The sequence below is a fragment of the Rhodococcus sp. 1163 genome (assembly GCF_002091985.1).
Taxonomy (GTDB): domain Bacteria; phylum Actinomycetota; class Actinomycetes; order Mycobacteriales; family Mycobacteriaceae; genus Rhodococcoides.
The window spans coordinates 110,142-133,252 of the sequence record NZ_MKKX01000033.1 but is presented as its reverse complement, the minus strand read 5'-3'; the positions used below and the strand labels follow the sequence as shown (position 1 = coordinate 133,252).

Genomic DNA, 23,111 nt, shown 5'->3' with positions numbered 1-23,111 from the left:
GCGCACTCCCCCATTGGTCAGCTATTTACCAGCGACCTGCATCATGCACCAAAATACGACCCCTGGAGACGCTTACCCCAAAAAAGCCCAAAAATCAGCGACCTGATCGACTTTTGAGAGCATTCACGAACACATTGGGAATTTCTGCTGGATTTCGAGCCAAAAAGCTTGTACCACCGGTGGCCGAAGAGATCTGTTGAAGTACTCCGGCGTCGGCGTCGTCGGTGATGCCGATGGTGACGATGATGACCGGCTTCGTCGGGTCCTGCTCCGCGCGGAGCGTGGAGAGCAACTCCTCTAGCCCGACGCTGCCTGGATCCTCGTTGGAACCGTCGGTCAAGATGATGACGCTGTTGATGTAGTCGGGGTCGTATCCCTCTTTGACCTTGCGGAATGCGGCAAGAGTCGTGTCGTATAGGCCGGTACCCCCGCCGACCAGACCCGGGAGGGCGGCGATCTGCTGGACGACGAGGTTGCGTTGCGAGGTCCCGTTCACGTCTTCGTCGAGACGGCGAATCGGAACCAATTCCTTGTAGTCCTGACTGCCGCCGCCGAGGCCGATCGAGAATGCCCACAGCCCCATCGCCGCATTGTCGGGGAACAGCTTGCTTCCCGTTGCGCTGGCTTGAACGGTCAATCCGATGCGCGTGTCCGCGCCGGCACCGTAGGCCATCGAACCGGAAACGTCCTCCATCACCAGAGTCCGCGACGGCAGGGCCAGTACTTGATACTGCCGCAACGTCGCCTCGGCGGTCTGCTGGTCGGCGATGGTCAACGTCAGGATCTTTCCGACGCCGCGGCCGTCGCTGAGAGGTGTGTTGTCCGGTGGACGGAAGCCTGCGTCGGACAACGCTGCCAGGCCGGAAGAGGAGCCAAGTGCATCGGCGACGGCGAGTCCGACGGTCTTGGCGCTCTCGTGAGAGGCACCGGCGGGTTCGGTGACGGCGAGTGGGTAATTCAGGAAGAAGCTACCCGTCGGCGGTGCCGTGGCGCCGAGCTCGGTGCCGGTCGACTTCTCGTAATCCACCAGCGTCTGTTCGGAGACGACGGAAACGCCACCATCGGTAGCCATGTCGTCGAGGCGAACAACCGGATCTGCCTCGCCTCTCGTCGACGCCTGCGCCTGCGCGATCGGGACCAGGGCAGCAGAGACGGAGTCGACTGTGGCGGCGTCTGCACCGGCCTCGGCGAGGGCACCGAGGATTGCAGCGTCGGAAATGGTGTTGGTCAACGGATTTCCGATCCGGAGACTTTTGAGTTGTAGCGCGGTGAGCCAGGTGTCGAAGAACGGCACCTCGTCTCGACGAGCGGCTATCACCGCAGGCGAGCTCGCGACGGACTGGCTGGCGACATCGACGAGCGAGCCGGTGGCCCGAACTGTCTTACCCACCCAGAGTGCCGAATCCGGTATCCACAGCGAGGGGACATCCACGCCCTTGGACACGGCAGCGGATGCCTCTCCCGAGTCGGTGGCCGTCACCTCGATGTTTGCGCAACCGAGATCCTCGGCCGACGTGTCGTCGACCACGTCCTGCACGACGCTCGCGATCGCCGGGTCGGCAGCAAGGGTGTAGGTGGATGGATCCTTGCACCCGGACCCGAATGCTTTCTGCGCGGCGAAGACGCCGACACCGACGATCACCAGGAGTACGACAGCGAGAACGCCGTACTTCACCAATCCCGTCGAGTGGGTGGCCGAACTAGCGGCACTATGTTTCGCTGGACTGTGTCTACCAGGCATTGTGAAGAACCTCTCCGTATGAGCGAGGGCCTCCGATCAGACCCCCACTGCGCGGCTCGCCGAAGCGTATCGCGGCTTTGACCTGCACGCGTTATGCGTAGAGCGACTCGAAGGTCTTCAACGAGTTCTCGATGTCACCTTTCAGAGCTCTCGCGACGACAGAGCCGATGGGACCGAACAGGGGTGTGCCGCCGAGATCGATGTCGAGAGTCAACTGCGAACCGCCGTTTCGGGCAGCGCTCACCGAAAGCACGAGAGCGATCTTGACGCCGCCTTTGCCGTTGCCCTTCAGCTTCAGCTTGTTCGGCGGGTCGTAGCTTTCGATGGTCCAGCGCACCCGATTGCGCATGCCTTTGACGCTGGCGACCGAGTCCAGAGTGGTGCCGACGGCGAGCTCGGCGGGTAGCTCACCTCGCCACGCCTCATGGATGGAAAGCCACTTGTCGTAGTCGGAGAGATCGGACGCATGCGTCCACGTTTGTGCCGGGTCGAGGGGGACGTCGGCGGTCACTTTGAGCTTGGCCACAGCACGGATGGTAGCCGGACACGTCGAGACGCCCGTGTGAGGAGCACATACACGGGCGTCTCGATTGGTAAAACCCAAGGTCAGTGAGCTGAGGCCTTCTCTGCTCCGATGCCGGTCAACGAACGGACCTCCATCTCGGCCTGCTTCGCTTTACTCTCCGAATCCTTCGAAATCAACGTGCCCACGATGCCGAGGATGAACGCGAGTGGGATCGACACGATGCCAGGATTCGACAGCGGGAACCATGCGAAATCCGATCCGGGGATCATCGAGGTCTTCGAGCCGGACACCGCAGGCGAGAAGATGATCAGGACGATGGTCGAGATCAAACCGCCGTACATGCTGAACAGTGCGCCGGTGGTGTTGAACCGACGCCAGAACAACGAGTACAGGATGGTCGGAAGGTTCGCTGCCGCAGCGACGGCGAATGCCAGTGCGACAAGGAATGCGATGTTCTGACCGTTGGCAAGTATTCCGAGACCGATAGCGATGACACCGATGACGACGGCCGTGATGCGGGAAACCTTGACCTGCTTCTTCTCGTCGACGTTGCCCTTCTTGATGACGCTGGCATAGATGTCGTGGGCGAACGACGCCGAGGCGGTGATCGTCAGACCTGCCACGACGGCAAGGATCGTCGCGAATGCTACTGCCGAGATGACACCGAGGAGGATGACGCCACCGAGCTCGAAGGCGAGCAGTGGTGCAGCGGAGTTCTGGCCACCTGCCGACGCGAGGATCCGGTCGGGTCCCACGATCGCGGCGGCGCCGTAACCGAGGACGAGGGTGAAGAGGTAGAACGCACCGATGAGGGCGATCGCCCACACGACGCTGCGTCGAGCTTCTTTCGCAGTAGGCACCGTGTAGAACCGCATGAGAACGTGCGGTAGACCTGCGGTTCCGAGAACCAGTGCGATACCGAGCGAGAGGAAGTTGATCTTCGACGTCGCGCTGCCGCCGTATTGCGCACCTGGCTCGATGATGTCGCGTGCGGCGACTGCGCTGTCGGCCGATCCGGCCACCATGGTCTGTGCGCTACCGATGAGTTCGGAGAAGTTGAGTCCGAACTTGGCGAGCACGAGAACGGTCATGAATGCGGCGCCGACGATCAGGAGCACCGCCTTGATGATCTGCACCCAGGTCGTGCCTTTCATACCGCCGATGAGGACGTACGCGATCATCAGTACACCGACGATCGCGATGACGATCGACTGACCGGTGCGGTCGGAGATGTCGAGCAGGAGGGCAACGAGGCCACCCGCCCCTGCCATCTGCGCCAGCAGATAGAACAGCGAGACCGTCAGCGTCGACAGCGCAGCGGCCGTGCGCACCGGCCCCTGCCGCAACCGGAAGCTCAAGACGTCTGCCATCGTGAATTTGCCGGTGTTCCTGAGCAATTCGGCGACCAGCAGCAACGCGACGAGCCACGCGACGAGGAAGCCGATGGAATACAGAAAGCCGTCGTAACCGTAGACGGCGATCGCACCTGCGATACCGAGGAAGCTTGCAGCGGAAAGATAGTCACCGGCAATCGCGATGCCGTTCTGTGGTCCGGAGAATCCACCGCCCGCGGTGAAGAACTCCGACGCGGTGGCGTTCTTCTTACTGGCCCGGATGACGACGACCATCGTGATGAGCACGAAGGCCACGAAGATGGAGATGTTGACTATCGGCTCGCCGACTGTCGTGTCTGCTGCTTGCGCGAGATTCATCGCTTCAACTCCTGGGAGGCTTCCATCTCGGTACGCAGGGCCAGCGCGCGTGGGTCGAGTTCACGGTTCGCAAATCTCACGTAGATGCCGGTGATCGCGAAGGTGGTGACGAACTGTCCGAGACCGAGCAACAGCCCTATGTTGATGTTTCCCCATACGAGAGTGGACATGAAGTCCGTCGCATAGGTACTGAGCAGGACATACACGAGATACCAGAGGAGGAAGAACGCCGTCATCGGAAAGACGAAGCTGCGCAATCTACGTCGTAACTCCTGAAACTCCGGGCTCGCCTGCATGTCGATGAATGCCTGCGCATCCGGTGGCGGCGGTGAAGTATCCGGTCGTGTCACCTTGTCAGCTCCTCATCTAGCTCGTCACGGGCTGTGACTTACACCTGAGGGAAAACAGTAAGAGAGCCAGCTCACAAAATGATGCAGTGGTGGCGATCGCACGCTCAGCTGTCGGGTTGTGCGCCGAACGGTCGTGTGGCAACGGCGAACGGACTCACAACTCCTGCTCACGATCGCGTCCCACGCCTAGACGTTCGGGGGCATGAAGCCTGGTGAAGATTCGGCCGACGTCGGCCGGAATCGACGACGGCGTCGCCTTGCTCACCACGATCATCAGAGCGAACGCGATCGGCACGCTGACCGCGGCCGGGTAGCCCAGAATCGCCGTGGCCCAACCACCCCACAGTCGATCGGGAATGCCGAACACCGACAACGACGCTGCGCCGAGCGATAGAACGCCGCCGCCGATCAGTCCTGACGCCGCCCCGGCAGGGGTCAGGCCGCGCCACCAGATACCGAGCACGAGCAGCGGACACAGCGTCGATGCGGCGACGGCGAAGACCAGACCCACCGTCCTGGACAAGTCGAGCGAGACCAGCCCGAGGGATAGAACCAGCGGGACCACCCCCGCGAGAATCGCAGCGATGCGGAAGTCTCGGACTCTGCCCCGCAGAACGTCGGTGCTCAGCACCCCGGCGATGCTGACCAACAGGCCCGAGGACGTGGACAGGAATGCAGCGATCGCACCGGCCGCGACGAGAGCAGCGAGCAGTTGCCCACCTACCCCGGACAGCACCGAACCCGGCAACAACAGCACGGCCGCATCGGACGCTCCGGTGATCAGCAACTGTGGCACATACAAGCGCGCGAACACACCGAGCAGCGTGGGAAACAGGTAGAAGACACTGAGCAGACCGAGCACGGTGAGCGAGGTCAGCCGGGCTGCACGCCCGTCGGGGTTGGTGTAGAACCGCACCAACACGTGCGGCAGCCCCAGGGTGCCGAGGAACGTCGCGAGTATCAACGAATAGACCTGATACATCGGATGTGTTCCGCCGAGACCCCAACCGGGCGAGGCCCATTCGCGATCGATCGTAGGCGCACCTGCGACTACCGGCACCGGCGAATCCGCGTCGAGAATCAGCGATGTCCCCTCACCCAGTTCGTGTGTGCCACCGTCGAGGGCGATCCTGCCGGCCACCGGTGCGTCGTCGACGGTGCCGTGGACGGTCACCTCGATGCGCGAATCCACCTGCACCAGAACATCTGTGCTGATTTCGACGGTGGTCTCGCGGTCGACCGTCGGTGGGGCCGAACTCCCCAACACGCGATCGTCACCGTAGAAGTGCAGTGCCAGGACGACGGCGGGGACGGCAACAGCAGTCAGCTTGAGCCAGTACTGGAACGCCTGCACGAAGGTGATCGAGCGCATGCCGCCGCCCACCACGTTCGCGATCACGATGACACCGACCAACGCTGCGCCGACCCATCCGGGTACGCCGAGGAGAATGTTCAGCGTCAACCCCGCGCCTTGGAACTGTGGAACCAGATAGAGCGCACAGATGACGACGACGACCACCATCGCGAGCTTGCGGAGCCACAGTGATCCCAACCTGAACTCGGCAAAATCGGGAACGGTGTACGCGCCGCTTCGCCGTAGCGGTGCAGCGACGAACAACAGCAGGCCGAGGTAGCCGGCGGTGAAGCCGATCGGATACCACAGTGCGTCGGCGCCGTATTTGGCGATGAGCCCGGCGACTCCGAGGAACGAGGCCGCGGAGAGGTACTCCCCCGAGATCGCCGCGGCGTTCCACCGCGGCCCGACGGTACGTGAGGCGACAAGAAAATCGGAGGTGGTGCGGGCCAATCGGACGCCGTAGATTCCGATCGCGACGGTAGCGACGGCGGCAGCCAACAACGCCGCCACCGTTACCCACGGCACTGCCACGGCTAGTCGTCCACGAGATCGGTGAACTCGTGTTCGTTGCGCTCGGCCTCGCGCACATAGACCCATCCCACACCGAGAAGCAACGGGTAGATCAGCACACCGAGCACCAACCACGGCAGTCGGATCCCGAACACGACGGCTTCGGCGAATGCTGGAACCAACAGTCCGACAAGCGGAATCGCGAACAGTACACCCAACGCCAGTGCAGCCGATCGGATCGACAACCACAACTGTGCGCGCACGAGGCTTCTCACCATCGCGTCGCCCACTTCGGTCTGTTCCTGCACTTCGACGCGGGTACGAACGATTCTTGCCCCACGCCGTTGCGCGAGGATCACACGCTGCCGGGCGGGCTTCGCATCCGTCATGGGTTGGGCCAAGACTGTTTGGACCCGGCCGGTTTGGGCCCGGCCGGTTTGGACCATGCCTGTAACGGCCCGCGAACGAGACGGTCCTTCAGCTCGCGGGCATGTCTGCGGCTCACCGGCAGCTCGACGGCGGCAAGCTCGCCTTGCGCTCGTAGACAGACCACCAGCCCCGATCCGACGCTTTTGATGCCCGTCACCAATGCCAAGGACACGAGGTAGGAACGGTGCACCCGCAGAAATCCGATGTCGGCCCAGCGGCTTTCGAGCGTCGAGATCGGAATCCGAACGAGGTGTGACCCCTGGGTGGTGTGCAGCCTGGCATAGTCGCCCTCCGCCTCGACCCACCCGACGGACGAGCGTTGCACCAGCGTCGTGGTGCCGCCGAGCTCCACGGGAATGATCTCGTCACTCCCCGCAGACTCCTGACCACCGGTACTGCGGCCCGCAGCGACGATCCTGCGCAACGACTCCGCGAGCCGCTCCTCGCGCAAAGGTTTGAGCAGATAGTCCACGGCACCGAGATCGAACGCAGCAACTGCACGGTTCTCGTGTGCCGTCACGAACACCAGGGCAGGTGGCCGAGCGAAGTTCGCGAGAATTCCAGCGAGCTCCAAGCCGTCGAGACCCGGCATGTTGATATCGAGAAACACAGCATCGACGACGGGTGAGGACGGGCCCGGTTGCTGCTGTAGCCGTCGAAGTGCTGTGGTGGCGTCCGAAGCCGTGTAGACCTGGCCGACGACATCCTGCCTGCTCAACAGATATGCAATCTCGTCGAGTGCAGGTTTCTCATCGTCGACTGCGAGCACGGTCAGACCAGGATGGGCCGGGGCGTCGGAGCTTGGAGTCATGGGCGCCGCTCATGTTGCCAGATGAAGGTCACGCTCGAATACCTGCTTTGAATTTCGGCACCCGCATACTCACCTTCGTACCCGATCCCGGCGCGGTGTCCACGACGAGGCCGTAGTCGTTGCCGAAGGCAGCACGCAACCTGTCGTCGACGTTCGACAACCCGACGTGAGCGTGGGTCGATCCGTCGGAGTCGGTGCTCGGAAAGCCCGCGCGCAGCAGTTCCGGATCCATCCCGACACCGTCGTCCTCGACGCTGATCAAACAGTCGGTGCCCTCGTCGGCTGCCACGATCGTGATGCTGCCGCCGCCGGGGTGGCCGGCGATCCCGTGCCGTACGGCGTTCTCCACCAGCGGCTGCAGTGCGAGGAACGGCAGCGCGACGCCCAAGACCTCGGGAGCTACCTGCAGAGTCACCTGGAGCGCGTCGCCGAAGCGCGCCCGTTCGAGGGTCAGATACCGGTCGATGTTGCGCAACTCGTCGGCGAGGACGGTGAACTCCCCTGCAGTTCGGAACGAGTATCGCGTGAAGTCGGCGAACTCGAGAACCAGTTCACGTGCCCGATCCGGATCCGTTCGCACGAACGAGGCGATGGTGCCGAGCGCGTTGTAGATGAAATGTGGGCTGATCTGCGCCCGCAGTGCCCGCACCTCGGCACGATCCAGCCTGGCGCGGGATGCGTCGAGTTCAGCGAGTTCGATCTGGCCACACGCATAGCGCGCGACCTCGGTGATAGCGCCGAGCATGCCGGGCCCCGGCACGTCCGTGGTGACGGCACCGAGAACACCGACCACCCCGACGTCCTCGATGAGCAAGGGCTGGGCGATCAGCGCACGTACCGCATGATCCCCGCCCAGCGGATACGCCAGCAGCACCCGACGCTCGCCGTCGATCGCGCGTCGAGCAGCGTGGTGAAAGAGCTCCGACAGCTCCTCGTAGGGGCCGTTCCAGGTCAACAGTTCGCCGTCCGAATCGCTCACCCCAAGTGCGTCGGTCCCGGTCAGTGCACGTAGATGAGGGGCGGCCTCGGCTGCGGATTCCGGGTCCAGTCCCTGCCTGAGTGGCCGTGCCGCGAGTGAGGCAGTGTGCAACGTCGAATGGACTGCCCGCTCCTCCGGCGTCGTCAGTGCGCGGCGTCCGCGCAGGCTGATCACGGCGATGGCGACGACTGCGAACGCCACGATCACGGCGAACCACATGAGCGCAGAACTCACTCCGGTTGCCGCTCCGCATCGAGTTGGGTGACGAGCGTTCTCGGCGCGACGGTGCGGTACGCATCCTCGACGATATCGGCGATCTGCTCCCAGTCCTGTTCGACGTCGAGGTACACCCCGATCCAGCCGCGACCGCCGACGTACGGTGGATCGTAGAATCGGCTCCCATCGCGAGCGATCCAATCCTGTTGCGCCCCTGCAGGCGCTGCGGCAACGAACCCGATGCGGTCGTCGTGATGGTGGTCGGCGAACATGACGAACTGCGGTGACTTGCGGACGAACCATGCAGGCTCGCCGTGACTGACGCGTTCGGTCGCCTCCGGCAGTGCCATGCACAATGCGCGCAACATCAGCAGTGGCTCGGCAGCCTCTGGTGTCGGTCGATCGAGCATCCTTCAGCCTCCCTGGCAGGTATCGAGTGCAGCTTGTCCCTCGAGACGACCGCTGAGCCACTCGACTGCGTCGTTCGTCGCGCCTTGATCGGAATGACCCTGGTCCGGCGATCGACGAAGCTCGACGACGTCACCCATCGAGCATGCCTGTGTGACGGCGTCCTGTGTCCATTTCGGGTCGATCAGTTGATCCTGCTCGCCGACGACGACCAACAGCGGGACAGCAGTCGGGGTTCGGGGCAGTGCTACCGAACGCAGCCAGTCGACCATCGTGATGCGTGCGGCCTCGGTAGTGGGCTTCGCGTCACCCGGCATCAGTCGCGTTGCTGCGTCCGCCTTCTGGAAACCGAGCAGGTCCGTGCACGCCGTCAGGGCCCGCCGATCTGTGACCAGGGCACCGTTGATGTAGTCCGAGTCGGAAACGTCCGGCTGTTGTGAGCGGAGCCCGTCCACCAGAAAAGGGACCAACAGCATTTGTGCAAGGGTGTTCGACGCCCCGAGATCGAACATGGGGGCGAGATCGAGCGCGGGCGAGAGCGCAGCACTACCGACGAGTTCGAGTCCGTCGCCGTAGTCCGTGCGCTCGGCAGCAGCCCACACCGCTTGTCCACCTTGCGAGTTGCCGACGGCACCCCACCTGGTTCCGGCATCGGGCACGACATTACGGGCTGCTCGGACGGCATCGATGATGTTGTGGGCCGCTGCATCGGGATCGAGATAGGGATGCTCCCCCGGCGTCCCGAGGCCTTCGTAGTCGGTCACCGCGACCACCATGCCGCGTTCGAGGAACGGCGCTACCGTGCCGATGGTGCCCAACAGGTTCGGGTAGAGCGAGGGCGCGCATTCGTCCGTGACCCCGGTCGTGCCGTGTCCGACGGACACGATCGGCCAGCCACCTTCAGGCGGAGCCCCTTTCGGCACGAACACCACTCCCGACACCTCGGTCCCGGTATCACCTGTTCGCGATGTCGACCGATACACGACGCGGGTGGCGGTGGCACCGAGGACGCGGACCGCAAGATCGGTATGCCCAATCTCGATCGAGGAGACGATCGAACCGCGCTCCGCGCCGACCGGCGCAGCAGGAACGGGAGCGTCAGCGGATGGGAGTGTCACCGCTTGGGGCTGAGCGCAGGCAGTCAGGGCCAGCACCGAGAGGGTCAGCGCCGAAAAGGCGGCCACTATCGTCTTGCGCATCTACCTGCTCCTACGATCGATGCGAGCCTCGGCGGCAGCCTCTTCGACGTCGAGACCGTCGAGGACGTCTCGAAGAATCTCGTCGTCGAGCTCGCCGGAGTCTCGCGCTTGGACAAGGGCGGCACGCTGCGCCACCAGAACGTTTCGGCGAAGCGCGTCGAACAGTGCCCCTGCAGCGGCTGCCCGTTCCTCATGGTCCTCGGTTTCGTCGGCGTCCATTCGGGCGCGAACGGATCTTCGCACTCGTTCGAGAACGGCATCGACGGATTCAGCACTCACACCCGGAAGTCCTTCGTGCGCAGCGGCTGTCATGTACTTTTCGGCCGATGTGCGGGAGATGGTCCGCGCGAGAGCCCACTGCTCGTCGTGCTGCTGCTGCTCGAGTGGGTCGGCAACGTCCAATCGACGGATCAGATACGGAAGCGTCAGCCCTTGGATCAACAACGTGCCGACCGCGACGACGAAGGCGACGGCTTGGATGACTCCACGCCCGGGGAACGGATCGCCTGCGACCGTGACGAGCGGAACACCGGACGCTGCAGCAAGTGTCACCACGCCGCGCATCCCGGCCCACGACAGGACGAGGTTTTGGCGCCAGGTCAGGCCGAGCGCATCGGAGTTCTCGGATTTGTTCTTGCGCACCATTTTTCGCACCAGGATCCGGCGACCGGTGTTGAGAAATATCCACCCGGGACGCACCGCGATGACGAAGGCGAGAATCACGAGTGCATACGCGAAGATGTGCAGCACCGGCAGGCCGTCCGCTCGAACGTCCTCGATGACGAACTTCAGTTGCAAACCCATGTAGGCGAACACGAACGCCTCGAGCAGAAGATCGACCGTCGGCCACACCTGACGTTCCTGAATTCTGGTTGTCACCGCGACATCGGCCGTCACGCGGCCCAGCACGAAACCAGCTGTGACGACGGCCAATACACCCGAGGCGTGGATCTCCTCGGCGGCGAGGTACGCCGCAAAGGGAAGCACGAGCCCGAGGACGGTCTCGAGCGCCGAGTCCTGAATTCGAGACCGGACGAACCGCACCAGGCCGGCAAGGACGAGGCCGATGAGGACACCGCCGACGATCTCGTATGCGAAGAACAGGACCGGTGAGTCGATGGCGATGCGTTGCCCGGTCACCGAGGCGACCGCCAAGGTGAACAGCGTCAACGCTGCGGCATCGTTGACGAGGCTTTCCCCGGTGAGTATCGCCATCATCCGCGACGGCAGCCCGAGCTTACGGCCGACTGCGATGGCAGCCACGGCATCGGGTGGGGCGACGACTGCACCCAGCACGAGCGCCGCTCCGAGCGTGAATTCCGGAACCAGCCAGTTGGCGAAGTAGCCGACTGCGAAGGTCGTGACGAGAACCATCACGATCCCCAGTCGAAGAATGTGTGCAAGGTTCTTACGGAAACTGACGAACGAAAAGTTCAGCGCCGCTGAATACAGCAGCGGCGGCAGCACGACCCCGAGGATCAGATCCGGCGCGAGCGTCACATGCGGCACGCCCGGGATGAACGATGCAACGGACCCCACTGCGACCAGAACCAGCGGAACCTGCAGGTCGAGACGCTTGGCGAACCCAGCAACCGCGACAGCGGCGATGACGACGAGAAGCAGGATGGGTCCGTCCACAGCTAGATTGTGCCGTCCACCGAGCAAGAACCCACTACTTGTCCGGAATGGCGTTCTTCGCGGCGTCCTGAACCTTGTCGACCTGATCGGCGTACTTTCCACCGGTCTTCTTGTCGACGAAGTCTCCGGCTTTGTCCACGGCCTGCTCGATCTTGTCCGAATTCTCGGCGGCAGCTTTCTGCCCCTTGCCGATAAGGCCCTTCAACGAATCTGCAAAACTCATGACCGCTCCTTCTGGTACGTGGATGGCAACAAGACTACGTCGCGCCGCCCACCGGCATGGCACCGAACAGTCGACGCTTTTCACCGTGCAGCGCGGCACTGATCCACCAGGCGGCTTCGACCGCGACGATACCCACGGCCCCGATGACGATCGCCGACGTCGTCATAGCGACATTCGAGGGGTCGAGTTTGAAGAACGTCCGGCAGAACGGAATGGTGAACAGCAGTAAGTAGCCGACGACCGATCCCGTGAGCAGCGCGATCTTCCACCACTCGTACGGTCTGGCGACGACCGCGAGCACCCACAACGCGATCATGATCAAGGTGATCAATGCTGTCGTACTGGCCTGGATGGTTTGTGTTTCGGTGGCGTCGGCGCCCTGGTAGGCGAGCAGATACGACACGAACGTCGCGACTCCGACGATCACGCCCGAGGGGACCGCCAAGCGCATGACGCGGGATACGAAGCCGGTTCGGGCACGCTCATTGTTGGGTGCGAGCGAGAGAATGAATGCCGGAATACCGATCGTGAACCAGGCTGCAATGGTCACGTGCCGCGGGAGGAACGGATACGGAATCGGTTCGAAATGGAAGATCTGCGACAACACCCCGGTCAGCCCGATGAGGAACGCCAGCAATACCGAATAGACGGTCTTGGTCAGAAACAGGTTCGATACGCGCTCGATGTTGCCGATCACCCGGCGGCCTTCGCCGACCACATACGGCAGTGTCGCGAACTTGTTGTCCAACAACACGATCTGCGCGACGGCACGAGTTGCGGCGCTACCCGAGCCCATGGCCACACCGATGTCGGCATCTTTGAGTGCGAGCACGTCGTTGACTCCATCACCGGTCATCGCCACGGTGTGCCCGCGCGACTGCAGCGCGCCGACCATCGCTCGTTTCTGATCCGGCCGGACCCGTCCGAAAGTCGTCGAATTCTCGATGGTGTCGGCCAAATCCTCCGAATTCTCCGGCAGATCGCGTCCGTCGATCGGCGAACTCGTCAGACCGAGCGAACTCGCGACAGCTCCGACCGAGACCGCATTGTCACCGGAGATGACCTTGACGGCAACTGCCTGGCTTGCGAAGAATTCGAGCGTTTCGCGGGCATCCGCGCGCACTTTCTGCTCGAGAACGATCAATGCGCGGGGCGTCACCTCGCCCGGGGCAGAAGGGTCGTCGACGGGGAGGTTGCTGCTCGCCAACAACAGGACTCGCAGACCGGCCGATCCGGCTTCCTCGGCCGCCCGCGCGGTGTCCGATTGCGGGTCCAGCAGGACATCGGGCGCACCGAGCAGCCAATCGCCGTGGTCGCCGTAGGACAATCCGCTCCACTTCTTTGCCGAGGAGAACGGAGCTACCGCGGTCTGCGTCCAACCGGGAGCGTCGGGGTACGCCTCGGCAATGGCGAGCACGCTCGCGTTCGGTCGCGGATCGTCGTTCGCCAGCGCAGCGAGAACCGGCGGCAGGACCTCGGCATCACCTGGATCCACGACCCGCAGTTCGGCCAGCCGCATACCGTTCTCGGTGAGCGTTCCCGTCTTGTCGGCGCACACCACATCCACGCGCGCGAGACCCTCGATCGCGGGCAGCTCCTGCACGAGACATTGCCGCCTGCCGAGTCGGACCACTCCGACGGCGAAGGCGATCGAGGTCATCAGCACCAGACCCTCGGGAACCATCGGCACCAACGCCGCGACCATGCCGTTCAGCGCAGGTCCGAGAGACTGTCCGCTCGAAAACAACTGGTTGTAGATGATCAGGGCGCCCGCCGGAATCATCAGATAGGTGATGAACTTCAAAATCTTGTCGATGCCGCTACGCAGTTCGGAATGTACGAGCGTGAACTTGCTGGCCTCGTCGGCGAGCTTGGCGGCATAGGCATCGTGACCGACCTTCGTCGCCCGGTACGCCCCACTCCCCGCGACGACGAAACTCCCCGACAGCACCTCACCGTCGACCTGCTTGTGAATGGTGTCGGCCTCGCCGGTCAGCAGCGATTCGTCGATCTCGAGACTGTCCGATTCGATCACCACCCCGTCCACGACGATCTGATCACCCGAACCCAGCTCGATGACGTCCCCGAGCACCACCTCGTCCGGCGCAACTTCCCTGGCCTCACCGTCACGCCTGACGACCGGTTTGCTCTGCCCCACGATCGCAAGCGCGTCGAGAGTTCTCTTGGCTCGAATCTCCTGGATGATGCCGATCCCGCTGTTCGCGACGATCAGCAGCCCGAACATGCCATCGATGACCGAACCCGTCGACAGCACGATGGCCAGTAGGACACCCAGAATCGCGTTGATGCGGGTGAAGACGTTGCCACGAACGATTTCCTTGACAGACCGGCTTGCGCGGGCCGGGACGTCGTTGGACTTGCCCTCGGATCGAAGTGTCGCCACCTCTTCTTCGGTGAGTCCGTTCTCGCGCTGAGCGTCCGTTTCGATCGACATGGCAGTAAGACTAGGCCGTCGATCAGCCCAACCGAGCCCACCAACGGTCGCCGGCCAACCCTCGCGCGAGATCCACCCGTTGACCAGGCATCGGAACCGAAACCTTCACCCCCGACTGCTCGGCTGCCGCGGTCAAACGGACGATCGGCTCCGACCACGGATGGAACGCCAAATTGAATGTCGCCCAATGCACGGGAACCAGGACGTCGCCGCCGAGGTCTCCGTGTGCGCGCACCGCTTCCTCGGGATTCATGTGAATGTCCGACCAGCGCGGGTCGTAGGCCCCGACGGGCAACAACGTGAGATCGAAGGGACCGTACTTTGCCCCGATCTCGGCGAATTTGGTGGTGTATCCGGTGTCGCCGCCGAAGAAGACGCGGTGCGAGGCGCCGGCGAAGGCCCACGACGCCCACTGCGTCAGATCCCGCCTGAGCCCACGTCCGGAGAAGTGCCGCGCCTCGGTGCACGTGATCGTCAGTCCGGCGACCTCGGTCTGCTCGTCCCAATCCAGCTCGATGATTCGGTCCTGAGGAATTCGCCACCGAAGAAGGTGCGCGCCGATCCCGATCGGTACGACGAACGGTGCATTGTGTAGCCCCGCGAGCTGCTGCACGGTCGCCTTGTCGAGATGGTCGTAATGATCGTGGGAAATGACGATCACGTCGACACGTGGCAACGCGTCGAGCGGCGCAGGGCTCGGATGCAATCGCGCGGGTCCGACGATCGTGGACGGAGATACCCGGTTGCTCCACACTGGATCGGCCAACACACGAACCCCGTCGACCTCGATGAGTACACTCGAATGCCCGTACCAGGTCACTGCGATATCGCCGGCATCGACGGGAGCGATCAGTGGGGCGAGCGGAACCGGACGGCTCGGCCGCCCCTGCGAACGACCGCGCAGCAGCGACCGCAGGATCGACTCCTCGCCACCGCCGGTGAAGCTCGAACTCGGTTCGGAGTTGTGGAAACGTCGGTCACGATATCGAGAGGAGCCCGCGGCATACGGGGCGATCTTGGCGGTGCCGGCTCCCAGTTGTGCCGGCAAACCCCAGGCAGCCCTGGTCAGCCACGCCGCGCCGGCAGCTGCGAGCGCGATCGGCACTATCGTTTTCTTCGTCACCGCACCACAGTAGGTCAGCCGCGCTTCGCGCGAGGTGCGGCCAGCTCGACATATGCGCGCAGAAGTAGCCTTGCACTAGAATATTTGCTTACCGTTTGCCCTAGAAGGAGATCTCACTTACCCATGACCACGGAACAGCGGGAATTTCAGGCGGAGACGCGACAGCTCCTCGACTTGATGGTTCACTCCATCTACTCCAACAAGGACAGCTTTCTACGCGAGCTGATTTCCAACTCCTCCGATGCACTCGACAAGCTGCGCCTCGAGTCGTATCAGAACAAAGACCTCGACGTCGACGTCTCCGATCTGCACATCGAACTCGACATCGACAAACAGGCACGCACACTCACCATCCGCGACAACGGCATCGGCATGTCGCGTGCGGAGGTCATCGACCTCATCGGCACGCTCGCCAAGTCCGGCACCGCGGAAGTACGCAAGAAGCTCAAGGAAGCCAAAGATGCAGCAGCCTCCGAAGAGCTGATCGGACAGTTCGGGATCGGCTTCTACTCGACGTTCATGGTCGCCGAGAAGGTGACGCTGCTGACGCGTCGGGCAGGCGAGGCAACGGCAACCAAGTGGGAGTCCACCGGCGAGGGCACCTACGAGATCAGTGACGTCGAGGACGCACCTCAGGGCAGTTCGGTGACTCTGCACCTCAAGCCTGCCGACGAGGAGGACCACCTCCACGACTACGCAGACGAGCGCAAGGTCAAGGAACTCGTCAAGAAGTACTCCGACTTCATCGCCTGGCCCATCCGCATCGATGTGGAGAAGCGAGTCACCAGCCCGAAGGACGAGAACGGCGAGGGTGGCGAAGAGACCGTCACGATCGAGACGGAAACCGTTAACTCCCAGAAGGCGCTGTGGACCCGCTCCAAGGACGAAGTATCCGAAGAGGAGTACAAGGAGTTCTACAAGCATGTGAGCCACGCCTGGGACGAGCCACTCGAAGTCATCCCGTTCAAGGCCGAAGGCACCTTCGAATACCAAGCGCTGCTGTTCATTCCGTCGCAGGCACCGTTCGACTTGTTCATGCGCGAAGGCAAGACCGGCGTACACCTGTACGTCAAGCGAGTCTTCATCATGGACGACTGCGAAGAGCTGATGCCCGAGTACCTGCGTTTCGTTCGCGGTGTCGTCGACGCAGCCGATCTCTCGCTCAACGTCTCCCGCGAAATCCTGCAGCAGGACAGGCAGATTCGCGCGATCCGTCGTCGCCTCACCCGTAAGGTGCTCGCGACGATCAAGGAAATGCAGGCCGAGCAGCCCGAGAAGTACACGACCTTCTGGTCGCAGTTCGGTCGCGCGATCAAGGAAGGTCTGATCTCGGACTCCGACAATCGCGAGGCGTTGCTGGCACTGTCCTCGTTCAGCTCGACTTTCAGCGAGGAAGGCGTCACCACCCTCGCCGAGTACGTCGACCGCATGAAGGACGGCCAGGAGCAGATCTACTACATGACGGGCGAGTCCCGTTCGCAGATCGAAAGCTCCCCGCACATGGAGGCCTTCAAAGCGCGCGGCCTCGAAGTGCTGTTGCTGACCGACTCGGTCGACGAAGTGTGGGTCGGAAACGTCCCCGACTTCGACGGCAAGGAGTTCCAGTCGATCTCCAAGGGCGAGGTCGACCTGGACACCGAGGAGGAGAAGAAGGAGGCCGAGGCCCAGCGCGAAGAGCAGGACAAGGACTTCGCCGACCTGCTGACGTGGATGACCGAGACTCTCGGTGACGACGTCAAAGAGGTACGCCTCTCCTCGCGTCTGACCACCTCACCTGCCTGTGTCGTCGGTGACGAGTTCAGCTTCTCGCCGCAACTCGAGAAGATGTACAAGGCGTCGGGGCAGTTCGTTCCGCCGTCCAAGCGCATCCTCGAACTGAACCCGAAGCACGATCTGGTGACGGGTCTGAAGAAAGCGCGTGAGGATCGCAGCGAGGACCCGAACCTCGCAGAGACAGCCGAGTTGCTGTATGCGACAGCACTGCTCGCCGAGGGTACCGAACTCAAGGACCCTGCCAAGTTCTCCCGTTTGCTTGCCGATCGGTTGACGCGGACGGTCTAGTCGGCTCGGGTGCGTGCGCCACTGACCGCGCACCCTTTTTCTCGAGTGAACCCCCTAGTTCTTCCAAGAGCTTGGGGGTTCACTCATGGAAAAGGGTGTTCACTCGCCGCGGTGATATACGTTCACGCACACAGTAGAGAAAAGTTGGTCAACTCCGAACGCAGATTGTTCAGCGCTCGGTGCTGCGCTACCCGAACCGCCCCGGCGGTCATATTCAGGGCGCGACCTGTTTCGGGGGCCGTCATTCCCCACACGACGCGCATCAGAATGATCTTTCGGTGCTGCGGCGACAGGGTGTCCATCAACGCCTGCGCGTGAGTCTGCAATTCGGTTTCCAGAACGCGGTCCTCGGGCGTTTCTTCCGACACCAATTCATCGGTTGCCGCTTCTAGCGAGTAGGCCCGCCGAACCGTTGCTCTTCGACCCGCGTCGGCCAGTTTGTGTGACGCGATGCCGAACACGAACGCCATGAAGGGGCGCCCCATGTCGCGGTACTTGGGAACGGCAGTCACCAGAGCGAGGCATACGTCCTGCACGACGTCGTCGGCCGAGACGTCCAGATTGCCCAACCGTGCAGCGCAGTAACGCTTGAGGCGCGGCTGTACCAGTTCGAGCACTTTGCCGAGCGCTACACGGTCTCCGACCACCGCCAGCGCCACCTGTGCCTCGAGCAACTCCACGACGTCGACATCGGTCATCGCCCCGTCCTCCCTGCTCACCCTGCGCCTGTATGTAGTTCGATCCTGTGCGGTCGATGGTTTGGTCACTACCCACCCGAGGGTGGAAATAGTGACCCCTCGGGTGCGGCCCTACCCCCTATCAGGTGCGTTCCGAAGCCAGAAGCGCCGCGGCACAGTGATGTAGGTAACACAAGTGGCGGTTCTCGCGAATCACCACTAGAGACCATCGAAGACATCGGAGTCCCTCATGAACGAACGGCGCAGGTTCAGCACAGTCGCGACAGACGACGGCACCACGCTGGCAGTTCACGAGAGCGGACGCCTCGATGCCGGTCTGACCGTGGTGTTCGTGCACGGTCACTGCCTACGGATGGAATCCTGGTTCGACGTCCGAGACGAACTCGAGCAATCGTGGGGAGCGGACGTTCGGATGGTCTTCTACGACCACCGCGGCCACGGTGCGTCCGGGTCCGCCGACGCCGAGTCGTACACGATAGACACTCTCGGCCGCGACCTCGGTGCAGTGGTACGAGCAGTGGTCCCGACCGGCAGATACGTGATCGTCGGGCACTCGATGGGTGGTATGACGACGATGTCCTACGCCCGTCAGCACCTGGGTGAAGTAGGCGAACGCCTGGTGGGCGTCGGATTGGTCGCCACCGCATCCTCGGGGTTGGCCGAGGAGGGCCTCGGCGTCTGCCTCGCACATCCGCTGCTCGCGATGTTCCAGTCCGCGGTTCGACGCGCCCCGTCGATCATGGCGATCACCAAGCGCATGAGCCGGGGGTGTGCGCCCCCATCGTCCGGGCTGCCGGGTGCGGATCCCGCCGCGTCAGACCGCGGGTCGTCGCGCTGGCGACAGCGATGCTCAACGACACCTCCGTCGTCACAATGGCAGGATTCCTCGGTTCACTGCACGACTTCGACGAGAGGGAAAGCCTTGCTGCCCTGGCCGTCGTACCGACCTTCGTGCTGTGTGGGTCCGAGGACTTGATGACGCCCATCCGCCACTCGCATGTCATTGCGGCCCTACTGCCCGCGGCCCGAATGGTGAGCATCGAGAACGCCGGGCACATGGTGATCCTCGAACGCGCAGCAGAAGTGGCCGACGCGATCCGTACTCTCGTCGTGGCAGCGGAGACCGCCGCAACAACCACGACCGGCGCCGCCCTACAGGTCGCGTTGTGAGATGGCACCGCTCTGCAGGGCACGTTCGGCGAGCCTGAGTCGCTTCTGATTCTGCGGCAAGTCCTCGACCCCGAACTTGGCGAACAAGACGCGGAGGTGAGTCTTGACGGCATCGATGCTCAGGAAGATCTCCGCTGCGATCTGCTGATTCGACGACGGGTTCGCAAACGTCGCATTGTGTTTGTAAGGCCTGCACAACGCGATGAGAACGGCGCGTTGAGTGTCGGTCAGTGTCCTGGCCTTCGGGAGGTCCGCGGCGACGCGAGTGGCCTCGTCGCGGAGGCCTGAGTAGTCGTGGAAGGTCAGAGTCGACCCACCGACGCGGATCGTGTCCCCCTGCCGCAGACTCCGCCTACCGGTGAGCCGGTCCCCGTTCAGGTAGGTACCGTTCCGGGACAATCCGTCGTCGACGAGAGTCCAGTGCGTTCCCATCCACTCGATGGCCGCGTGAAGCCGTGAGACCTCGTGATCGGTTTCGAACGCGATGTCAGCCTGCGGGGAACGTCCGACAGTGAGTCGAACACGCTCGGGCGAGAGGATCACCTCGTGTCGCACGCCGTCGGACCCTTCGTACTGCAGGCGCGAATTCTCTTCGGTGCTCACCACACCTCCCGGTTCACGTGAAAAGCATACGCACGCGGGAGAGCGGTTGGCAGCTAGCGGCCGAGGAACTTCGGCGGGCGCTTCTCGTTGCGTGCGCGCCGGGCTTCTTGCATGTCCTCGCTCTTCCACGCAGCGCCGAACGCTTCCCACTGCTCGGGCTTCGGCTCGTCGTGCGCACCGTCGTCGTTGAAGACGAGCTTGAGGTGCCGCAATGCCAGCGGCGCGAGTTCGGTGATCGACTGTGCCCACTGCTGCGCGACGTCCGCTCCGCCGCGTTTGTTGGCGAGTCCGCTGTGATGTGCCTGTTCTGCGTGCAGACGTTCGCCGCCGAGAAGGATCGTGCGCGCGACCGAGCCGCCTGCGAGCGAGGAGAGCCGCTTGATGGTCCAGTTGTTCACCGCGATACCCAGGCGGGTCGAGGGGATCTCGAAGTAGCCTCCGTCTGCGACGACCCGAAGATCGCTCGCGATGGCGAGCTGGGTACCGGCGCCGACCGCTGGACCGTTGACTGCGGCGATGACCGGGACCGGGACATTCTGGACTGTCTGCAGAAGCGTGTTCAGGGTCTCCGGGAAGTCACTCGAGAACGAGTCGCCACTGAGATCTGCGCCTGCGCAGAAGCTCGAGCCCTGCCCCGTGATGACGATTACCCTGGCGTCGCCGGCGACGGCGTCTTCGATTCCCTCGCGCAGGGCCACACACAGTGCAGTATCGAGCGCGTTGCGGCGTTCCGGTCGCTGAAGTTCGAGTGTGACGACGTCGCCGTCACGAGTCTGTCCGATCATGACCTAGACGTTACCCAGCGGTAGCGACGGTGGTGCTGCGCGGGCTGATCTACTGGTCGATGTGATCGAGACGGATATTGCGGTGATCGGCGCGGGACAGGCCGGGCTGTCGGCCGGTTACCACCTGCATCGGGCAGGGCTGCAGGTCGAAGAAGACTTCGTGATGCTCGACCGCTCTCCGGCACCGGGTGGGGCATGGCAGTTCCGCTGGCCATCATTGACGCTGAGCACCGTCAACAGGGTCCATGATCTGCCAGGAATGGAGTTCGTGGACACGTTGACGGGCGAGGCCCCCGAGTCCGTCGTGGCAGCCGAGGCAGTACCCCGCTACTACCGTGCCTACGAGGCCAAGTTCGACCTCCGGGTGCGACGGCCTGTCACGGTGAACGTCGTCTGCGACCGCGAACCACGCTTCCGCATCGAAGCCGGTGAGACAGTTCTGTCGGCACGAGGATTGATCAATGCCACCGGTACGTGGGAGAAACCGTTCATCCCGCACTATCGGGGCGCCGAGTTGTTCGCCGGCCGGCAGCTGCATACGAAGGACTACCGAACGGCAGACGAATTCGCCGGCGAACGCGTGATCGTCGTCGGTGGTGGCATCTCGGCCGTCCAGCTGCTCGACGAGATTTCTCAGGTCACCAGCACGACGTGGGTCACGCGCCGCGAACCGGAATTTCGCGAGGCGAACTTCGGACCCGACGCAGGGCGGGCCGCCGTCGCCATGGTCGAGGATCGAGTTCGACGGGGACTGCCGCCCGGCTCGGTCGTGTCCGTCACCGGATTGCTGCTGACCGATCGTCTGAAGGCAGCGCGGGATCGGGGCGCCTTGAACCGCCTGCCGATGTTCTCGCAGATCACCTCGAACGGGGTTCGATGGGAGGACGGCACGAGCGTGAATGCCGATGTAATCCTGTGGGCGACCGGATTTCGCAGCGCGCTCGACCACTTGGCGCCGCTACGATTGCGCGGACCCGGCGGCGGAATCGTCATGGACGGCCGTCTAGCGACCCGTGTCGCGGCGAACCCGCGCGTGCACCTGCTCGGGTACGGGCCGTCGGCGAGCACCATCGGTGCCAATCGGGCCGGGCGGGCCGCGGTCACCGAGTTACTCGACACACTGAACAGCAATTAGAAATTTCAAGCAATCCGGCCACTCCTGCACTCGGTGTCATATACCTTCGAGCGTGTGTCCGACACGGACATCGCGCCGCACAACGCCCTCGTCCATTTCGGCGAAGCGTTCTGCGCTCGAACTGATTTCACCGACGGACAACGAGGAAGCTCGATCATGGGAAAGCTCGACGGGAAAGTAGCCTTCATCACCGGTGCGGCACGCGGCCAAGGCCGTAGCCACGCCATCAAGCTTGCGCAAGAAGGTGCCGACATCATCGCCGTCGACATCTGCGCACAGATCGATACGGTCCCCTACCCCCTGGCAACGCCGGAAGATCTCGCGCAGACCGTCAAGGAGGTCGAGGCCCTCGACCGGCGAATCATCGCCACGGAAGCCGACGTCCGTGACTACGACGTGCTGAAGAATGTGGTCGACAAGGCGGTCGCCGAATTGGGTCCGATCGACATCATTCTCGCCAATGCCGGTATTGCACCCCTGGGTGCCGTGAACCCGGATCACGTCAAGACTTTCCGAGACGTCATCGAGGTCAACCTGTTCGGCGCGTGGAACACTGTCCACGCGGGTGTACCCAGCATGATCGAGAAGGGCCAGGGCGGATCCATCGTCCTGACGAGTTCCACCCAGGGCTTGTCCGGTGCAGGCGGCACCGGATCGGGAGCGGCCGACGGTTACGCGGCAAGCAAGCACGCCCTCGTCGGGCTGATGCGTACGTTCACCAGTTGGCTGGCGCAGTACTCCATTCGAGTCAACAGCGTGCATCCGACGGGCGTGGGCACCCCGATGGTGCTCAACGAGGCCATGCAGAACTATCTCGTCTCCAACCCCGAGGCCATTGCGCTGGCGGGCAATCTCCTGCCCGTCCCGATGATCGAGTCCATCGATATCAGCAACGCCATTGCCTGGCTCGTCTCGGACGAGGCCCGCTATGTCACGGGCGTCACACTGCCCATCGATGCCGGATACCTGGCGAAGTAGCGAG

General features: G+C 63.2%; 22 protein-coding genes. 5 read left to right on the top strand and 17 right to left on the bottom strand.

The annotated features are described in order from the left end of the window. Positions 1-94 precede the first annotated feature (94 nt). From BJD99_RS14400 to BJD99_RS14335, 14 genes are all read right to left on the bottom strand, one after another. The gene (locus BJD99_RS14400) at positions 95-1,675 is read right to left on the bottom strand and encodes a VWA domain-containing protein (RefSeq protein ID WP_084347719.1); all 1,581 of its coding nucleotides are present in this window, start codon (positions 1,673-1,675) and stop codon (positions 95-97) included. Positions 1,676-1,832: 157 nt separating this feature from the next. Beyond that, positions 1,833-2,267, bottom strand: coding sequence for an SRPBCC family protein (locus BJD99_RS14395; protein WP_084347717.1), 435 nt, complete (start codon positions 2,265-2,267; stop codon positions 1,833-1,835). A gap of 80 nt (positions 2,268-2,347) precedes the next feature. Next, the gene (locus BJD99_RS14390) at positions 2,348-3,979 is read right to left on the bottom strand and encodes a cation acetate symporter (RefSeq protein ID WP_084347715.1); all 1,632 of its coding nucleotides are present in this window, start codon (positions 3,977-3,979) and stop codon (positions 2,348-2,350) included. Then, positions 3,976-4,275 carry a DUF485 domain-containing protein gene (locus BJD99_RS14385; protein WP_084347713.1) on the bottom strand — a complete coding sequence of 100 codons (300 nt, stop codon included), beginning with the start codon at positions 4,273-4,275 and terminating at the stop codon, positions 3,976-3,978. Before BJD99_RS14385 ends, BJD99_RS14390 begins: the two co-directional genes overlap by 4 nt. A 208-nt stretch (positions 4,276-4,483) precedes the next feature. Next, the gene (locus BJD99_RS14380; RefSeq protein WP_373270546.1) at positions 4,484-6,217 is read right to left on the bottom strand and encodes a cation acetate symporter; all 1,734 of its coding nucleotides are present in this window, start codon (positions 6,215-6,217) and stop codon (positions 4,484-4,486) included. 2 nt (positions 6,218-6,219) lie between these two features. Then, positions 6,220-6,585 (bottom strand): hypothetical protein, encoded by a 366-nt coding sequence (locus BJD99_RS14375; RefSeq protein WP_084347709.1) that lies wholly within the window; start codon positions 6,583-6,585, stop codon positions 6,220-6,222. Further along, on the bottom strand, positions 6,582-7,436 hold the full coding sequence (locus tag BJD99_RS14370; RefSeq protein WP_084347707.1) for a LytTR family DNA-binding domain-containing protein: 855 nt from the start codon (positions 7,434-7,436) through the stop codon (positions 6,582-6,584). The genes BJD99_RS14375 and BJD99_RS14370 overlap by 4 nt, the downstream gene beginning before the upstream one ends. A gap of 28 nt (positions 7,437-7,464) precedes the next feature. Further along, complete coding sequence (locus BJD99_RS14365; protein ID WP_179142359.1) at positions 7,465-8,634, bottom strand: sensor histidine kinase; 1,170 nt, start codon at positions 8,632-8,634, stop codon at positions 7,465-7,467. An 11-nt stretch (positions 8,635-8,645) separates the two neighbouring features. Further along, positions 8,646-9,041: an MmcQ/YjbR family DNA-binding protein gene (locus BJD99_RS14360; protein WP_084347703.1), complete on the bottom strand. Its 396-nt coding sequence runs from the start codon at positions 9,039-9,041 to the stop codon at positions 8,646-8,648. A gap of 3 nt (positions 9,042-9,044) precedes the next feature. Beyond that, positions 9,045-10,238 (bottom strand): lipase family protein, encoded by a 1,194-nt coding sequence (locus BJD99_RS14355; protein ID WP_084347701.1) that lies wholly within the window; start codon positions 10,236-10,238, stop codon positions 9,045-9,047. Beyond that, complete coding sequence (locus tag BJD99_RS14350) at positions 10,239-11,876, bottom strand: Na+/H+ antiporter (protein WP_084347699.1); 1,638 nt, start codon at positions 11,874-11,876, stop codon at positions 10,239-10,241. Between the two features lie 34 nt (positions 11,877-11,910). Next, a complete protein-coding gene (locus BJD99_RS14345; RefSeq protein ID WP_084347697.1) occupies positions 11,911-12,099 on the bottom strand; it encodes an antitoxin in 189 nt (62 codons plus the stop codon). A gap of 34 nt (positions 12,100-12,133) precedes the next feature. Further along, positions 12,134-14,554: an HAD-IC family P-type ATPase gene (locus BJD99_RS14340; RefSeq protein ID WP_084347695.1), complete on the bottom strand. Its 2,421-nt coding sequence runs from the start codon at positions 14,552-14,554 to the stop codon at positions 12,134-12,136. Positions 14,555-14,576: 22 nt separating this feature from the next. Beyond that, positions 14,577-15,677 carry an MBL fold metallo-hydrolase gene (locus tag BJD99_RS14335; RefSeq protein ID WP_084347693.1) on the bottom strand — a complete coding sequence of 367 codons (1,101 nt, stop codon included), beginning with the start codon at positions 15,675-15,677 and terminating at the stop codon, positions 14,577-14,579. Between the two features lie 123 nt (positions 15,678-15,800). Here BJD99_RS14335 and htpG point away from each other — a divergent pair, with 123 nt between their 5' ends. Then, positions 15,801-17,738, top strand: a complete 1,938-nt coding sequence (gene htpG, locus BJD99_RS14330; RefSeq protein WP_084347691.1) for a molecular chaperone HtpG — start codon at positions 15,801-15,803, stop codon at positions 17,736-17,738. 122 nt (positions 17,739-17,860) lie between these two features. Here the strand turns inward: htpG and shbA are convergent, their stop codons facing one another. Next, a complete protein-coding gene (gene shbA / locus BJD99_RS14325) occupies positions 17,861-18,436 on the bottom strand; it encodes an RNA polymerase sigma factor ShbA (RefSeq protein ID WP_084348057.1) in 576 nt (191 codons plus the stop codon). A gap of 229 nt (positions 18,437-18,665) precedes the next feature. Between shbA and BJD99_RS14320 the strand changes: the two genes are divergently transcribed. Next, the gene (locus BJD99_RS14320; protein WP_256895750.1) at positions 18,666-19,412 is read left to right on the top strand and encodes an alpha/beta fold hydrolase; all 747 of its coding nucleotides are present in this window, start codon (positions 18,666-18,668) and stop codon (positions 19,410-19,412) included. Then, entirely contained in the window at positions 19,310-19,606 is a 297-nt protein-coding gene (locus BJD99_RS21315) for an alpha/beta fold hydrolase (protein ID WP_373270545.1), read from the top strand. The genes BJD99_RS14320 and BJD99_RS21315 overlap by 103 nt, the downstream gene beginning before the upstream one ends. On the opposite strand, the gene BJD99_RS14315 is transcribed toward BJD99_RS21315, so the two are convergent. Both BJD99_RS14315 and BJD99_RS14310 read right to left on the bottom strand, forming a co-directional pair. Then, positions 19,589-20,209, bottom strand: coding sequence for an FHA domain-containing protein (locus BJD99_RS14315; RefSeq protein WP_084348056.1), 621 nt, complete (start codon positions 20,207-20,209; stop codon positions 19,589-19,591). The genes BJD99_RS21315 and BJD99_RS14315 overlap by 18 nt on opposite strands. 53 nt (positions 20,210-20,262) lie before the next feature. Beyond that, positions 20,263-20,994: an enoyl-CoA hydratase gene (locus tag BJD99_RS14310; protein ID WP_084347689.1), complete on the bottom strand. Its 732-nt coding sequence runs from the start codon at positions 20,992-20,994 to the stop codon at positions 20,263-20,265. 52 nt (positions 20,995-21,046) lie between these two features. On the opposite strand from BJD99_RS14310, the gene BJD99_RS14305 reads away from it, so the two are divergent. Both BJD99_RS14305 and BJD99_RS14300 read left to right on the top strand, forming a co-directional pair. Then, positions 21,047-22,129 carry an NAD(P)-binding domain-containing protein gene (locus BJD99_RS14305; RefSeq protein ID WP_084347687.1) on the top strand — a complete coding sequence of 361 codons (1,083 nt, stop codon included), beginning with the start codon at positions 21,047-21,049 and terminating at the stop codon, positions 22,127-22,129. Between the two features lie 156 nt (positions 22,130-22,285). Further along, complete coding sequence (locus BJD99_RS14300) at positions 22,286-23,107, top strand: mycofactocin-coupled SDR family oxidoreductase (protein ID WP_084348055.1); 822 nt, start codon at positions 22,286-22,288, stop codon at positions 23,105-23,107. Positions 23,108-23,111: the final 4 nt, after the last annotated feature.

Excerpts from the sequence above, each read along its gene's own strand:
- shbA (WP_084348057.1), bottom strand. The coding sequence starts at position 18,436 with ATGACCGATGTCGACGTCGTGGAGTTGCTCGAGGCACAGGTGGCGCTG.
- BJD99_RS14345 (WP_084347697.1), bottom strand. The coding sequence starts at position 12,099 with ATGAGTTTTGCAGATTCGTTGAAGGGCCTTATCGGCAAGGGGCAGAAA.
- BJD99_RS21315 (WP_373270545.1), top strand. The coding sequence starts at position 19,310 with ATGGCAGGATTCCTCGGTTCACTGCACGACTTCGACGAGAGGGAAAGC.
- BJD99_RS14355 (WP_084347701.1), bottom strand. The coding sequence starts at position 10,238 with ATGCGCAAGACGATAGTGGCCGCCTTTTCGGCGCTGACCCTCTCGGTG.
- BJD99_RS14320 (WP_256895750.1), top strand. The coding sequence starts at position 18,666 with ATGAACGAACGGCGCAGGTTCAGCACAGTCGCGACAGACGACGGCACC.
- BJD99_RS14310 (WP_084347689.1), bottom strand. The coding sequence starts at position 20,994 with ATGATCGGACAGACTCGTGACGGCGACGTCGTCACACTCGAACTTCAG.
- BJD99_RS14365 (WP_179142359.1), bottom strand. The coding sequence starts at position 8,634 with ATGTGGTTCGCCGTGATCGTGGCGTTCGCAGTCGTCGCCATCGCCGTG.
- BJD99_RS14360 (WP_084347703.1), bottom strand. The coding sequence starts at position 9,041 with ATGCTCGATCGACCGACACCAGAGGCTGCCGAGCCACTGCTGATGTTG.
- BJD99_RS14300 (WP_084348055.1), top strand. The coding sequence starts at position 22,286 with ATGGGAAAGCTCGACGGGAAAGTAGCCTTCATCACCGGTGCGGCACGC.
- BJD99_RS14370 (WP_084347707.1), bottom strand. The coding sequence starts at position 7,436 with ATGACTCCAAGCTCCGACGCCCCGGCCCATCCTGGTCTGACCGTGCTC.
- BJD99_RS14375 (WP_084347709.1), bottom strand. The coding sequence starts at position 6,585 with ATGACGGATGCGAAGCCCGCCCGGCAGCGTGTGATCCTCGCGCAACGG.
- htpG (WP_084347691.1), top strand. The coding sequence starts at position 15,801 with ATGACCACGGAACAGCGGGAATTTCAGGCGGAGACGCGACAGCTCCTC.
- BJD99_RS14390 (WP_084347715.1), bottom strand. The coding sequence starts at position 3,979 with ATGAATCTCGCGCAAGCAGCAGACACGACAGTCGGCGAGCCGATAGTC.
- BJD99_RS14340 (WP_084347695.1), bottom strand. The coding sequence starts at position 14,554 with ATGTCGATCGAAACGGACGCTCAGCGCGAGAACGGACTCACCGAAGAA.
- BJD99_RS14385 (WP_084347713.1), bottom strand. The coding sequence starts at position 4,275 with ATGCAGGCGAGCCCGGAGTTTCAGGAGTTACGACGTAGATTGCGCAGC.